The sequence below is a fragment of the Mesorhizobium sp. WSM4833 genome, from assembly GCF_055811095.1.
This window is the reverse complement of the sequence record NZ_JBVVQG010000004.1, coordinates 66,023-78,956: the sequence shown is the minus strand read 5'-3', so window position 1 is coordinate 78,956 and position 12,934 is coordinate 66,023. Positions and strand designations below refer to the sequence as shown.

The 12,934-nt window shown below is 62.6% G+C and carries 14 protein-coding genes and 1 riboswitch; of the genes, 7 read left to right on the top strand and 7 right to left on the bottom strand.

What is annotated here, in order from left to right; all coding sequences use genetic code 11:
- Positions 1–3 precede the first annotated feature (3 nt).
- Entirely contained in the window at positions 4–474 is a 471-nt protein-coding gene (locus AC0L2D_RS08750) for a nuclear transport factor 2 family protein (protein WP_013529396.1), read from the bottom strand.
- A 118-nt stretch (positions 475–592) separates the two neighbouring features.
- Here AC0L2D_RS08750 and AC0L2D_RS08745 point away from each other — a divergent pair, with 118 nt between their 5' ends.
- Positions 593–1,495: a LysR family transcriptional regulator gene (locus tag AC0L2D_RS08745; protein WP_473540825.1), complete on the top strand. Its 903-nt coding sequence runs from the start codon at positions 593–595 to the stop codon at positions 1,493–1,495.
- Between the two features lie 118 nt (positions 1,496–1,613).
- Complete coding sequence (locus AC0L2D_RS08740) at positions 1,614–2,414, top strand: lysophospholipid acyltransferase family protein (protein ID WP_013529394.1); 801 nt, start codon at positions 1,614–1,616, stop codon at positions 2,412–2,414.
- Between the two features lie 25 nt (positions 2,415–2,439).
- On the opposite strand, the gene AC0L2D_RS08735 is transcribed toward AC0L2D_RS08740, so the two are convergent.
- The 3 genes from AC0L2D_RS08735 to AC0L2D_RS08725 form a co-directional block, all read right to left on the bottom strand.
- Entirely contained in the window at positions 2,440–3,066 is a 627-nt protein-coding gene (locus tag AC0L2D_RS08735) for a LysE family translocator (RefSeq protein ID WP_013529393.1), read from the bottom strand.
- A gap of 90 nt (positions 3,067–3,156) precedes the next feature.
- Positions 3,157–4,104, bottom strand: a complete 948-nt coding sequence (locus tag AC0L2D_RS08730) for an aldo/keto reductase (protein WP_473540824.1) — start codon at positions 4,102–4,104, stop codon at positions 3,157–3,159.
- A gap of 120 nt (positions 4,105–4,224) precedes the next feature.
- On the bottom strand, positions 4,225–4,746 hold the full coding sequence (locus AC0L2D_RS08725; RefSeq protein ID WP_224674428.1) for a gamma-glutamylcyclotransferase: 522 nt from the start codon (positions 4,744–4,746) through the stop codon (positions 4,225–4,227).
- Positions 4,747–4,888: 142 nt separating this feature from the next.
- Between AC0L2D_RS08725 and AC0L2D_RS08720 the strand changes: the two genes are divergently transcribed.
- Both AC0L2D_RS08720 and AC0L2D_RS08715 read left to right on the top strand, forming a co-directional pair.
- Entirely contained in the window at positions 4,889–5,887 is a 999-nt protein-coding gene (locus tag AC0L2D_RS08720; protein WP_224674429.1) for a DUF2125 domain-containing protein, read from the top strand.
- 7 nt (positions 5,888–5,894) lie between these two features.
- Positions 5,895–6,818 (top strand): sugar kinase, encoded by a 924-nt coding sequence (locus AC0L2D_RS08715; RefSeq protein WP_224674430.1) that lies wholly within the window; start codon positions 5,895–5,897, stop codon positions 6,816–6,818.
- A 7-nt stretch (positions 6,819–6,825) separates the two neighbouring features.
- Here the strand turns inward: AC0L2D_RS08715 and AC0L2D_RS08710 are convergent, their stop codons facing one another.
- A complete protein-coding gene (locus AC0L2D_RS08710; protein ID WP_224674431.1) occupies positions 6,826–7,761 on the bottom strand; it encodes a prephenate/arogenate dehydrogenase family protein in 936 nt (311 codons plus the stop codon).
- A gap of 5 nt (positions 7,762–7,766) precedes the next feature.
- Positions 7,767–8,876, bottom strand: coding sequence for a histidinol-phosphate transaminase (gene hisC, locus AC0L2D_RS08705; RefSeq protein WP_224674432.1), 1,110 nt, complete (start codon positions 8,874–8,876; stop codon positions 7,767–7,769).
- Between the two features lie 137 nt (positions 8,877–9,013).
- Positions 9,014–9,091, top strand: a riboswitch (SAM riboswitch).
- A gap of 114 nt (positions 9,092–9,205) precedes the next feature.
- On the opposite strand from hisC, the gene metX reads away from it, so the two are divergent.
- The 3 genes from metX to AC0L2D_RS08690 all read left to right on the top strand — a co-directional run bounded on the left by metX (position 9,206) and on the right by AC0L2D_RS08690 (position 12,201).
- Positions 9,206–10,375, top strand: a complete 1,170-nt coding sequence (metX, locus tag AC0L2D_RS08700) for a homoserine O-acetyltransferase MetX (RefSeq protein ID WP_013529386.1) — start codon at positions 9,206–9,208, stop codon at positions 10,373–10,375.
- A gap of 58 nt (positions 10,376–10,433) precedes the next feature.
- Positions 10,434–11,048, top strand: a complete 615-nt coding sequence (gene metW, locus AC0L2D_RS08695) for a methionine biosynthesis protein MetW (RefSeq protein ID WP_013529385.1) — start codon at positions 10,434–10,436, stop codon at positions 11,046–11,048.
- Positions 11,049–11,208: 160 nt separating this feature from the next.
- A complete protein-coding gene (locus AC0L2D_RS08690; protein ID WP_473540822.1) occupies positions 11,209–12,201 on the top strand; it encodes a glycosyltransferase family 2 protein in 993 nt (330 codons plus the stop codon).
- Between the two features lie 30 nt (positions 12,202–12,231).
- Here the strand turns inward: AC0L2D_RS08690 and AC0L2D_RS08685 are convergent, their stop codons facing one another.
- Positions 12,232–12,582, bottom strand: coding sequence for a DUF1330 domain-containing protein (locus tag AC0L2D_RS08685; RefSeq protein ID WP_473540821.1), 351 nt, complete (start codon positions 12,580–12,582; stop codon positions 12,232–12,234).
- Positions 12,583–12,934: the final 352 nt, after the last annotated feature.

Genomic DNA, 12,934 nt, shown 5'->3' with positions numbered 1-12,934 from the left:
ATGCTAAAGCCCGAGCTCCGACAATGTCGGGTGGTCGTCCGGCCGCCGGCCGAGCGGCCAGTGATACTTGCGATCGGCCTCGCCGATCGGCAGGTCGTTGATGCTGGCGATGCGCAGACGCATCAGCCCGTGTTCGTCGAATTCCCAGTTCTCGTTGCCGTAGCTGCGGAACCATGAACCGCTGTCGTCGCGCCATTCGTAGGCGAAACGCACGGCGATGCGGTTGCCGTGGAAGGCCCAGACCTCCTTGATCAGCCGGTAGTCGAGCTCGCGGCTCCATTTGCGCGTCAGGAAGGCCTGGATGGCGTCGCGCCCTTGCAGGAACTCGGCGCGGTTGCGCCAGCGGCTGTCCTTCGTATAGGCGAGCGCAACCCGCGCTGGATCGCGTGAATTCCAGGCATCCTCGGCCATGCGCGCCTTCTGCGCTGCGGTCTCGGCGGTAAACGGCGGCAGCGGCGGGCGGGCTTCGGACATGGCAACTCCTTTGCGGGCCATGCTGCAGGCAGGGCCGACAGACTGGAATATAAGCCTTCCATCATTCAAAGGCAGGTGGCATATTCGTAACTTGTCCTTCCATTTTTCGGAAGAAGCTATGGATCGTCTCGAGGCCATGTCGCTCTTTGTCGCCGCGGTGGACGCCGGCAGCCTTTCCGCGGCCAGCCGCCGTTTCGGCATTCCGCTGGCGACAGTCAGCCGCAAGATTTCCGATCTCGAGCGCCATCTGAACACACGCCTCCTGAATCGTTCGACGCGACGGCTGACACCGACCGATGCCGGCCAGGCCTATCTTGCCGCCTGCCGCCGCATCCTGGACGACGTCGGCGAGGCCGAACGCACGGCCGCCGGCGAATACAGTGTTCCGACCGGCGAACTGGCCATCACCGCGCCGGTCGTCTTTGGCCGCCTGCACGTGCTGCCGGTCGTCACCGGCTTTCTCGCCGCCTATCCCGACGTGGACATCCGCCTGACATTGGCCGATCGCATAACCCAGCTGGTCGAGGACCATTTCGATCTCGCCATCCGCATCGGCCGATTGCCCGATTCGAGCCTGGTCGCCATCGGCGTCGGCGCGATCCGCCGCGTCGTCTGCGCCAGCCCGGCCTATCTGGCCGAACACGGCACGCCAACGACCCCGGAGGATCTGGAAACACACGATTGCATCACCTTCGAGGGGCTCGCCTCCGCCGCCAGTTGGAGCTTCATCAAGGGCAAGGCCGAAATCCCGGTTCGGGTCCGCTCGCGGCTTCAGGTCAACACCGCCGAAGCGGCCATCGATGCCGCGATTGCCGGCGTCGGGCTGACGCGTGTGCTTTCCTATCAGATCGAAGCCGCGCTGCGGTCCGGCGCGCTGCGCGTCCTGCTGCAGGAATTCGAGCCGGCGCCATGGCCGGTAAGCCTGGTGCATGCGGGCCATGGCCTGCTGCCGGTCAAGCTGCGCGCCTTCCTCGATTTTGCCGCTCCGCGCCTGAAGGCGCGGCTGGCGCAGCTGATGTAGCGGAACCAGGCCAACCCATCGGTGGCCGTTCTTCGTCGCCAACCAAAGCGCCTGCGGCCATTTCCTTTTTTCCCGCGCTTGGTGTAACCAACGCTCACCTCCTCACCGGGCTCCCCCAATGCTCTACATCAGATCGCTGACGTTCAATTTCGTCTTTTACGTCAACCTGATCGTCCAGATGATCCTCTGGACCCCCTACTATTTCCTGTCGCCCCGGCACCGCGCCTGGTTCGTGCCGAAATTCTGGTCGCGCACCTCGATGTGGCTTTACGAGAAGATCGCCGGAACGAAGAACGAGATCACCGGCCGGGAAAACCTGCCCGAAGGCTCCTTCATCCTGGCACCAAAGCATCAGTCGTTCTGGGACGCGATCGCCTTCTTCCCCTTCCTTCAGGACCCGCTCTACATCCTCAAGCGCGAGCTGACCTGGATCCCGTTCTTCGGCTGGTACATCATGAAGATGCGCATGATCCCGGTTCATCGCGGCAGCCGTTCGAAGGCACTGAAGGCCGTGGTCGCCGCGACCAAGGAAGAGATGGCGCGCAACCCTCGCCAGCTCATCATCTACCCCGAAGGGACAAGACGCGCGCCGGGCGACGAACCGGCCTACAAATACGGCATCGTCGAAATCTACACGCAGCTTGGTGTTCCGGTGGTGCCGGTTGCCCATGTCGCCGGCCTCTATTGGCCGCGCCGCAAATTCCTGCGCTATCCCGGCACCATCAAGGCGCGTTTCCTGCCGCCGATCCCACCGGGACTGAGCAAGGACGAATTCATGGCCCGGCTGATCGGCGAGACCGAAGCTGCCTGCGACCAGTTCCTGATGGATGCGGCGCGCGGCCCGAACCCGCCTGCCTTGCCGCCGACAGCGGTGAAAAGGCTGCAAGAGCTGGACAACGCCGCAAGAACCAAAGTCTGAACCGGAAGTCTCCGGCCGGCAATTCTCAGCCGAACACCGCCAGCGCGGTGGTCAACGCCAGCGTCGCGGCAAAGACCAGGTTGATGATCCGCGAGGCCGCCGGCCGGCGCAGGAAGCGCGCGAACCCAGCCCCCGCGACAAGCCACAGAGCGTGGATGGCAACGATCATCAGGGCAAGAACCGCCAGCTTCAGCCATAGACCAGGCTCAGTGGCGCCCTGTTTGGACGAAGCACCGGCGAACACGGCGGCGATCGCCACATAGGCCTTTGGATTGGCGACCGCGAGAAGAAATCCAGCCAGCCATGTGGGACGCGAAGTCTCGGCGGCGCGCGCGGCCAGCGGCGGGGCCGTAGCGATCTTGAAGGCGAGATAGAGGATGTAGGCCGCGGAAACCAAAGCCAGCAACGGCGCCAGCTTCGGCATCGAGGTGAGCACTGCCATGACCCCGGTCGCGACAACCAAAAGCACGGCGATCGTGCCCAGGATGATTCCCCAGGCATAGCCCAGGGAATGGCGCAAACCGAAGGCGGCACCAACGGCGGTGACGCTTATCGTTGCCGGCCCCGGGCTGCCCATGACGACGGCTGAGGCAAGCACGAGCGCGCACAACTGGCGCCAAAGATCCGGCTGCAAAAGAAGCGGCTCAGTCATCTCACCCTCTGCCTTGCCCCGTGCGAAGGAGGCTATGGCAAGACAAGAGGGTCGTCTTGGACGTTCGTGCGAGGAGCGGCCGCCGAAACTTCAGTCGCTCGCTTTGTCGAGTTCGGCCATGTCGGCGGCGCTCAGCTTCAGCGACGCCGCCTTGATCAGGCTGTCCATCTGCTCGGGCTTGGTGGCGCTGGCGATCGGCGCGGTGACGCCCGGCCGAGCGATCACCCAGGCAAGCGCGACTTCCGCCTGCTTGGCCGAATGCCTTGATGACACCGCGTCGAGTGCCGCAAGGATGAGCATGCCGCGCGCATTGAGATAGTCCTTCACGCCGCCGCCACGCGGGCTTTGGCCGAGATCGGCCTCGCTGCGGTATTTGCCGCTGAGGAAACCTTTGGCCAGGCTGAAATAGGTGATGACGCCGATGTCCTCGGCCACGCACAGATCGCGCAACGGCCCGTCAAAGGATGAGCGATCGTAGAGATTGTATTCCGGCTGCAGCACCTCGTAGCGCGGCAGACTGCGCAGGCTCGCCACATCGAGTGCCGCACGCAACTGGCCGGCGTCGAGGTTAGAGCACCCGGCATAGCGAATCTTGCCCTTGGCGAGCAGCTTCTCGTAGGCGCCAAGCGTTTCCTCATAGGGCGTCGCAGGATCCGGCCAATGCGACAGATAGAGATCGATGAATTCGGTCTGCAGCCGCTTCAACGATGCGTCGACGGCCTTTTCGATGTAGGCGGCGGACAGGTCCTTGTGTCCCTGTCCCATATCCGAACCGACCTTGGTGATCACCACGACCTTGTCGCGATTGCCACGGTCTTTCATCCATTTACCGATGATGGTTTCCGATTCGCCGCCCTTGTGGCCTGGAACCCAGCGCGAATAGGCGTCCGCCGTATCGATGGCGTTGAGGCCGGCGCCGACGAAGCGGTCGAGCAGGTCGAACGAGGTTTTCTCGTCGGCAGTCCAGCCGAAGACGTTGCCGCCCAGAACCAGCGGCGCGATGGACAAGTCGGTGCGACCGAGATGACGTTTCTGCAAGGCGGATCTCCGGGATGATTGGGCGGGCAAATGGCGCCCGCGGGCTGAGGGTTGGAGCCTAACCTAGGTCTTGCCTGAACGAGGTCAAAGGCCTGGCGGCCTTTTTCCGCAGAGCCAGCTTCACAAAGGCGCGACCTGCAGCGCCACCTCTTCCAGCCAATGATCGCGAATGCCCAGCGCCTCGAGATGCTCCAGCGTGCTCAGCACATAGTCCTCGTTGTTGCCGGACTGGCCGACCGCACCGCGCACCACGGCCGCCGCATGTGCAGCGTCGAGCGCTCCGGCATATTGCTCGTGCTGGCGGTCGACAATGTAAACCACCGCGTCGACCGTACCGCCGCCGTCGAGGCGAACCTTGAGCAGACGCTCCAGATAGACATTGGTGACCAGCTCGCGCTCGCGCAGATAGGCCATAACCTCGTCGCGCAAGTCGCCGGGGACGCGGAATGCGAGGCCGACGCAGGACCCGCCACGATCGAGGCCGAGCACCAGCCCCGGCCGCTCGCGCGTGCCGCGATGCACGAAGGAATAGACGCAGAGCGAGCGCCGGTAGCCATGCAGGCGGGCACGCTGTGTTTCGACATGCGCGAATCCCGGCCGCCAGATCAGCGAGCCATAGCCAAACACCCAAAAATCGCCCATATCGCCGCGCCTGATTGCAAAAGATGCCAACACCGCACCCGGACCGGTGTTTTTTCCGCCCGTCCCGTCTAACTATTCGTCTGTCCACCTGGCGGAATCGACTACCCGTCCGCAATACCCATGCGTTAACGAGAGCCAAAGCATGACGTCAAGTGACGAACGCCAGCCGAACAAACGTCGCCGCCTGATCTGGCTTGCAGCATTCATCGTCGTGCTGTTCGCCCTCTACAGCGGCGGCTGGTTCTATCTGGCTGACCGCGTCAGGAGCGAGGCCGACAAGGCGGTTGCCACGCTCAACAAGAATGGCGTCGAGGCCGGCTGCGCCAATCTCCAGGTCAGCGGCTATCCCTTGAGCTTTACCGTCTCCTGCGACAACCTCGCCTATGAGGACGATGCCAAGAACATTGCGGCCTCGGCCGGCAGTTTCAACGCAGCCGCCCAGATCATCCAGCCTCTGTCGCCGGTTGCCAATCTGCGCGGCCCGCTCAGGACCTCCGTGCCGGACATGGTGCCGCTGTGGATCGACTGGGACAATCTGCAGGCCAATTTCAAATTGTGGTGGCCGCTGCCGCGGCGGATTTCGCTGGAGGCAGAGGGCCTTTCCGGCCAGACCGATCCGGCCGACGATACCGATCCGGTGCAACTGTTCAGTGCCGGCAAGGCATCAGGTCAGTTGCAGCCCAACGGCGAGGATATCGACTATCTCGGCAGTTTCGGCGATCTCGAGGTCGACCCCGACGCAATTGGCGGGCGCGTGCTTCCGGCGCTCGATGCCAGCGGCGACGTGACATTGAAGAACGGCGTCGCACTGATCGGCACGCGGGTGAAGAGCCTTCGTGGCCAGGCGATCGAAATCCGCAACCTTGACCTGTCGTCGGGGACGGCGCGCATCACCGTTTCGGGACCGCTCTCGGTCGATGCCGAGGGCCTGGTCAACGCCGACCTGATGATCAGGTTGAAGGACCCGAAAGCGGTGGCGGCCATCCTCGGCACCGCCATACCCGAGCAGAAAAGCCAGATCGAGCAGGGTTTTTCTGCCCTGGCGGTGCTCGGCAACGAACCGTCCATGCCGCTGAAGGTGGTCAGGGGCAAGGCCTCGCTCAGCTTCATTCCGCTGGGCAAGATCAAGCCGGTCGAATAGCTCAGCCATGGCAAAACCGGTGAAGCTGCTGAGCGTTGGCGCATTGACGCTGGACACCATCCTGCGCGTCGAGACGCTGCCCATGCATCAGGGCAAGTTCATGGCCTCCGACGGCGTCCAGATCGCCTCGGGCATGGCCACCAGCGCCGCCTGCGCCGCCCATCGCCTGGGCGCCGAAGTATCGCTGTGGGCGAGTGCCGGCGACGATGCCGTCGCCGACCAGCTCATCGCCGGCATAGAGGCCGAAGGCGTCGATTGCACCTTCGTGCGGCGCGTCAGAGGTGCCCGCTCGGCGCTGGCCTCGATCCTGGTCGACGCGCATGGCGAGCGCATCATCGTGCCGTTCTATGACAGGCTTGCCCAGGCCGATCCCGATGTCCTGCCGGTCGCCGACCTCATGGCATTCGATGCCGTTCTGGTAGATGTCCGCTGGCCGGGTGCGGCGGCACTCGCCCTGAAGGCGGCGCGCGCCATCAGCCGTCCGGCGATCCTCGATGCCGACACCGCGCCGCTGGAGGTCCTTGAGCAGTTGTTGCCGCTCGCTACGCACATCATCGCTTCGGAGCCGGCAGCGCGCATCGTCTGCGGCCAGGCGCTCGATCCGGAAACGGCTTGCGCCGATCTCGCCAGCCGCACCGACGCTTTTGTCGCAGTGACAGGCGGCGCGGCGGGCAGTTGGTGGCACGACCGTCGCGCTGGCTGCGTGCGCCATGTCGCGGCGCCAAAAATCAAGGCGGTCGACACGCTCGCCGCCGGCGATGTCTTTCACGGCGCCTTCGCCGTCGGGCTGGCGGAAGCCATGCCGGTCGAGCAGGCTTTGCGGTTTGCCAGTGCGGCCGCGGCGCTCAAATGCCTGCGCTTCGGCGGCAGGCTTGGCGCGCCGAACCGAGCCGAGACGCTGGCCATGGTTGCGCAGACCTGGCCTGCCTGAGACAGACCTAGCCCTTCGCGGGGTGCTCGACCGCCTGACGGCCGAAATCGGGAACGTCGATGTCCTGGCCGGCTTCGATGATCGAGCGGCGCACGGCGCGGGTGCGGGTGAACAGGTCGAAGAGTTTTTCGCCGTCGCCCCAGCGGATTGCGCGCTGCAGCGACGCCAGATCTTCCGAGAACCGCGCCAGCATTTCGAGGATGGCGTCCTTGTTGTGCAGACAGACATCCCGCCACATGGTCGGATCGGAGGCGGCAAGGCGGGTGAAGTCGCGGAAGCCGGAAGCCGAATATTTGATCACTTCGGATTTGGTCACCGACTGCAGATCATCGGCGGTGCCGACGATGTTGTAGGCGATGATGTGCGGCAGATGCGAGACGATGGCCAGCGTCATATCGTGATGCTGGGGATCCATCGTGTCGATGTTGGCGCCGCAGCGCCGCCAGAACTCCGACAGCCTCTCCAACGCGTCCGGGTCGGTGTCGGGCAGCGGCGTGAAGATGCACCAGCGATTGTCGAACAGGTCGGCGAAACCGGCGTCGGGGCCGGATTTTTCTGTGCCCGCCAGCGGGTGGCCGGGAATGAAATGGACACCTTCAGGCACATAAGGCTGCATTTGCGCAATGACAGACGCCTTGGTCGAGCCGACATCGGTGAGGATCGCGCCCGGCTTCAGCGCCGGCGCGATTTCCTCGGCAACCGCGCCGGACGATCCAACCGGCACCGAAATGATGACCAGGTCGGCATCGCGGACAGCTTCTCTCGCATCGGTGCTATAGCTATCGCCCAGCCCAAGCTCCTCGGCCCGTGCCAGCGTCGCCGCACTGCGGGTCGAGATGGATACGTGGCGGGCGAGGCCCTCGCGGCGGATGACGCGGGCCAGCGACGAGCCGATCAGGCCGATGCCGACCAGAGCGATCTTTTCAAACATCGGTGATGTCATGGTTTCTAGCTTTTCAGGAATGTCGTGAGAGCGGCGACAACGCCGCGATTGGCCTCTTCGGTACCGACGGTCATGCGCAGCGCGTTGGGAAAGCCATAGCCCGAAACGCGCCGCAATATATAGCCGCGCGCCGTCAGATAGTCGTCCGCCGCCGCTGCCGAATGTTTCTGGTCCTCGGGAAAATGAATGAGGATGAAATTGCCGACGCTGGGCGTCACCCGCAACCCAAGCTTTGTGAATTCCGCACTCAGCCAGGCCAGCCAGGTCTCGTTGTGCGCCACGCTGCGCTCGACATGGGCGCGATCTCGAATGGCGGCGATGCCGGCCTCGATCGCCGTCGCATTGACGTTGAAGGGGCCGCGCACGCGGTTGATGGCGTCGACGATGTGCATCGGCGCATACATCCAGCCGATCCGCGCGCCGCCGAGGCCGATCTTGGAGAAGGTCCGGGTCATCACCACGTTCTCTGCGCTGCCGACCAGTTCGATGCCGGCCTCATAGTCGTTGCGGCGAACATATTCGGCATAGGCCGCGTCGAGCACCAGAAGCACGTGCCTGGGCAGACCGGCATGCAGCCGGCGCACCTCCTGGAACGGCACATAGGTGCCGGTCGGATTGTTGGGATTGGCGAGGAACACGATCTTGGTACGCGGCGTGACGGCGGCCAGGATGGCGTCGATATCGGCGCGCTCGTCTGTTTCCTTGATCGTCACCGGAACGGCGCCCGCCGACTGGATGTAGATCTTGTAGACCATGAAGGCGTGTTCGGTGATGACGGCCTCGTCGCCGGGCGCCAGATAGGTCTGCGCCAGCAGGCCGAGGATCTCGTCGGAGCCGTTGGAGCAGATGATGTTCTGCGGGTTGAGGCCATGCACCTCGGCGATCGCTTCGCGCAGCCGCCTGGCGGTGCCATCTGGATAGACGTCAAGCTTTCCGGCAATCTCGCGCGCGGCTTCGATCGCCTTCGGTGAGGGCCCGAGCGGGTTCTCGTTGGAGGACAGCTTGTGGACCTTGGCGACGCCGGCAGGCGCCGTGCTCTTGCCCGGCACATAGGCGTCTATGTCCATGATGCCCGCGCGCGGGGTTGGACGTGCCTGGTCCGGTGTCTGGCTCATGTCGCAAAATCCGTCGAGAACGCTTCCTGAGGGAAGCCGCAGCGGAAATACAAGCCGTGGCCTGCAATGTCGAGAGGCGACAGCCTCCCGCCCAAGGCAGGCCGTTGACGCCGGCGCGCCACAGCCCTAGAAGGGGAGCGAACTTCCGTGGTGATTTGGCCGGTCGGCTTGCAGCCACGTTAAACAACTTGCTAAAGGGCCGTTTGCATCCTGTAACCGGCTTTGCGACCGCAATGCCGGTTTTTTGTTGTCCGCGCCGGCCGGACACCCGTATCGGCATCGACTTTCGACGAGTGCGATGCGTGGGCTCAAAGTGTGAGATGGATGTCATGGCCGTTCTGCGTGCCCGCAAAACCAACAACGAGGTCGACCAACCGTCGAGCCCGGTTTTGCGTTTTGGATCCGACAAGCCGCTCAAGCTGGACGCCGGCACGCTGCTGTCACCGTTCCAGATCGCCTACCAGACCTATGGCACGCTGAACGATGCCCGCTCCAACGCCATCCTCGTCTGCCATGCGCTGACCGGAGACCAGCACGTCGCCAGCACCAATCCGGTGACCGGCAAGCCTGGCTGGTGGGAAGTGCTGATCGGCCCCGGCAAGATCATCGACACCAATCGTTTCTTCGTCATCTGCTCCAACGTCATCGGCGGTTGCCTTGGCTCCACCGGCCCGGCCTCGACCAATCCCGCCACCGGCAAGCCCTATGGGCTTGACCTGCCGATCATCACCATCCGCGACATGGTGCGGGCACAGCAGATGCTGATCGACCATTTCGGCATCGAGAAACTATTCTGCGTGCTGGGCGGCTCGATGGGCGGCATGCAGGTGCTGGAATGGGCGTCGAGCTATCCGGAGCGCGTCTTCTCGGCACTGCCGATCGCCACCGGCGCGCGCCATTCCTCGCAGAACATCGCCTTTCATGAGGTTGGCCGGCAGGCTGTCATGGCCGATCCGGACTGGCATGGCGGCAAATATTTCGAGCACGGCAAACGCCCGGAAAAGGGCCTGGCGGTAGCGCGCATGGCCGCCCACATCACTTACCTGTCGGAAGCCGCCCTGCACCGCAAGTTCGGCCGCAATCTGCAGGATCGCGAAGCGCTGACCTTCGGCTTCGACGCCGACTTCCAGATCGAAAGCTATCTTCGGCACCAGGGCATGACCTTCGTCGATCGCTTCGACGCCAATTCCTACCTCTACATGACGCGGTCGATGGACTATTTCGACCTCGCCGCAGACCATGGCGGCCGGTTGGCCGATGCCTTCGCCGGCACGAAAACCCGCTTCTGCCTAGTGTCGTTCACTTCGGATTGGCTGTTCCCGACCGAGGAGAGCCGCTCGATCGTGCATGCGCTCAACGCCGCCGGCGCATCGGTATCCTTCGTCGAGATCGAGACCGACCGAGGCCACGACGCATTCCTGCTCGACGAGCCGGAACTGTTTGCCGCGATAAACGGCTTCATCGGCTCGGCGGCCCGGGCGAGAGGGCTGAGCGCATGATCTCGAAAAATTGCAGGCTTTTCCGATCGGGATCACGCGCCAGGCGGGAGGCGAAGCCATGAGCGTCAATCGCGACCAGCGCGTCGACCTCGAAGTCGTCGCCAACCTCATCCCGCCACAGTCGCGCGTGCTCGATGTCGGCTCGGGCGACGGCTCGCTGCTCGAGCTGCTGCAGGACACCAAGCAGGTCGACGGCCGCGGACTTGAGCTGTCGCAGCGCGGCGTCAACGAATGTGTGGCGCGCGGCCTCTCGGTCATCCAGGGCGATGCCGACAAGGATCTCGAATTCTATCCCGACAAGGGCTTTGACTTCGTCGTCCTGTCGCAGACGCTGCAGGCCACCCGCAACCCGAAGCTGGTGCTCGACGAACTGCTCAGGATCGGCAACCGCGCCATCGTCTCCTTCCCCAATTTCGGCCATTGGCGTGTGCGCCTGTCGCTGTTCCTCAACGGCCGCATGCCGGTGACCAAGGACCTGCCCTATTCCTGGTACGACACGCCCAACATCCACTTCTGCACCATCCGCGATTTCGTCAATCTGTGCGACGAACTCGGCGCGACAGTCGAGAAGGCAACCGCCCTCGACGCCGCCGGCCAGAAGATCGGCCTGTCGATGCCGTGGTGGTTCTGGAACTTCTTCGGCCAGCAGGCAGTGTTCTTGCTGAAACGGTAATTTCCGCACCGATCAAAGACCCGACTCGCCAAGCAACAGTGTGTTTGCCGCCGAGCAAAGTCGCCCTGTATGACGATCGCGAACCAGTGTAAATTGGCGTCGACTGTTTGACAGCGGGCTAGTGTGGCTATAGCCACACTGACGGCTCGGGGGGGCAAAAATGGTCGAAGAACGCGCAACCTTTTCACTCGTCGTCGAAATGGAGAATGCAAAATCGATCGACTGGGACGAGATCGGCGTTGGGATGAAGGCCTTGGCTCGGGAACTCTCATCGGTTTCAGCAACCGGTTCAGCGCGACCAAGGATCGTCATCTCTCACGGCGGAGCAGAGTCGGACAAAGATGCGTTGCGTCGTGAGATTTCGAATGAGGCCCCGCAGCTCGGTCAGGTTGCCGAACTCGTCTTCACAGCTTTCCCTGGCGGCCGATATTACGACCTGAAGAACAACGGTATGCTGGCATCGGACGGAGATATCGTCATCTTTCTGGATTCCGACGTGGTCGCGGAACCAGGATGGCTATCAGGACTGCTTGAACCCTTTGAAAACTCTGAAGTTATCTGCGCAAACGGATATACATACCTTTCATACGACGACTTCTTTTCAAGAACCTTTGCGTTGATCTGGTTTTTCCCTATGGCCCGTGGAGACGGGCGATTTGCCTCGAAGCGAGCGATCAACGCCAACAATGTAGCGTTTCGACGCGAGTGGATCCTCAACCATCCTTTTCCAAAACATAACGGCTTCAAGGTTTCCTGCACTTTGCTGATGCGCGAACTGCTGCGGGAGGGCCACAAAATTCATAATGTCAACGCACGCGTTTATCACTATTCGCCGCGGGGCTGGCGGTTCTTTTACTGGCGCGCCCTGGTTACAGGTCGCGACGCCGACCGGAAGTTCGTTGCGCTCAATTCGCCGAGCCGCACGCGACGGATAGTCAAGTCCTTCAGCCGGTGGCTCACCATGTCATGGCGCACGACACGACGGATCGTAGGCCATGCCCGGGAAACCGGGATGCCGCTTTGGCAGGTTCCCTTTTCTCTGATTGTCGGTCAGGCATTTTATGGTTTGGCGTTTTGGGGCCAGTTCAGTTTCGCAACTGGCATGGTTCGCGACAAAATCGAAACGGTGCCAGACTATGTTGGGCATAGCTAGACGCTGTACCGCCATTCCTTGAACCGCAGTTCAGCGTCCAATTGATCCTTGATCCGGCGATTGCTCCAGAACATCCGTGGCCTTGTGCGGATGTTCGACGCCGTCGACGAACACCACATCGGCCTCCGAATTGTCCGTGCGCAGCGCCAGTATCGCTTGGTAGGCCGGCGAATCGTACCAGCCATGCACATGCTGCCTGTCGGGAAATTCTATGATGATCAGATGGCCAGGCCAGTCGTTCTCGATCGCCTCCACATCGCCGCCATGGACCAGAAAACGGCCGCCGAAAGGTTCCAGCGTGGCATCTATCCTATGCAGATATTCGACGATCTGCGGACCCATTGTGGCTTGGCGCATATGGGCGACGGCGTAAGCGGCCATGACTGAACTCCCTTGTCATCGAAGCCGAGTTGCCGGCCTCTGCATGGGCAATCTGACCAAAGGCCGAGCGCTAAGCGATTACGTCTGAGGTAATGGGATGTATGCTATCTGTCATGATGGGTTGCTTCCATGGTGATTCGTAATGCTATGTGCGGCAGTGCTGTTGCAATTGGAACGCTAAGAGCGGGGATTCGTTGTCTCGCCTGGATCGAGTACCGGCACGGTGGGTGACAGGGGCAGTCGTTTTTTATAGCGTCGCGCCGACTGTGATGTGGTGTAGAGAAAGGGAAGTCCAATCCATTCGACCGTTCTGAAAATCGAAAAGTCCTGGACAGACGCGCAACCCTGCGCA

Coding starts and splice junctions, on each gene's coding strand:
- AC0L2D_RS08735 (WP_013529393.1), bottom strand. CDS start 3,066: ATGACTGAGCCGCTTCTTTTGCAGCCGGATCTTTGGCGCCAGTTGTGC.
- AC0L2D_RS08745 (WP_473540825.1), top strand. CDS start 593: ATGGATCGTCTCGAGGCCATGTCGCTCTTTGTCGCCGCGGTGGACGCC.
- AC0L2D_RS08725 (WP_224674428.1), bottom strand. CDS start 4,746: ATGGGCGATTTTTGGGTGTTTGGCTATGGCTCGCTGATCTGGCGGCCG.
- metW (WP_013529385.1), top strand. CDS start 10,434: ATGAGCGTCAATCGCGACCAGCGCGTCGACCTCGAAGTCGTCGCCAAC.
- AC0L2D_RS08715 (WP_224674430.1), top strand. CDS start 5,895: ATGGCAAAACCGGTGAAGCTGCTGAGCGTTGGCGCATTGACGCTGGAC.
- AC0L2D_RS08710 (WP_224674431.1), bottom strand. CDS start 7,761: ATGACATCACCGATGTTTGAAAAGATCGCTCTGGTCGGCATCGGCCTG.
- metX (WP_013529386.1), top strand. CDS start 9,206: ATGGCCGTTCTGCGTGCCCGCAAAACCAACAACGAGGTCGACCAACCG.
- AC0L2D_RS08720 (WP_224674429.1), top strand. CDS start 4,889: ATGACGTCAAGTGACGAACGCCAGCCGAACAAACGTCGCCGCCTGATC.
- AC0L2D_RS08750 (WP_013529396.1), bottom strand. CDS start 474: ATGTCCGAAGCCCGCCCGCCGCTGCCGCCGTTTACCGCCGAGACCGCA.
- AC0L2D_RS08740 (WP_013529394.1), top strand. CDS start 1,614: ATGCTCTACATCAGATCGCTGACGTTCAATTTCGTCTTTTACGTCAAC.
- AC0L2D_RS08685 (WP_473540821.1), bottom strand. CDS start 12,582: ATGGCCGCTTACGCCGTCGCCCATATGCGCCAAGCCACAATGGGTCCG.
- hisC (WP_224674432.1), bottom strand. CDS start 8,876: ATGAGCCAGACACCGGACCAGGCACGTCCAACCCCGCGCGCGGGCATC.
- AC0L2D_RS08690 (WP_473540822.1), top strand. CDS start 11,209: ATGGTCGAAGAACGCGCAACCTTTTCACTCGTCGTCGAAATGGAGAAT.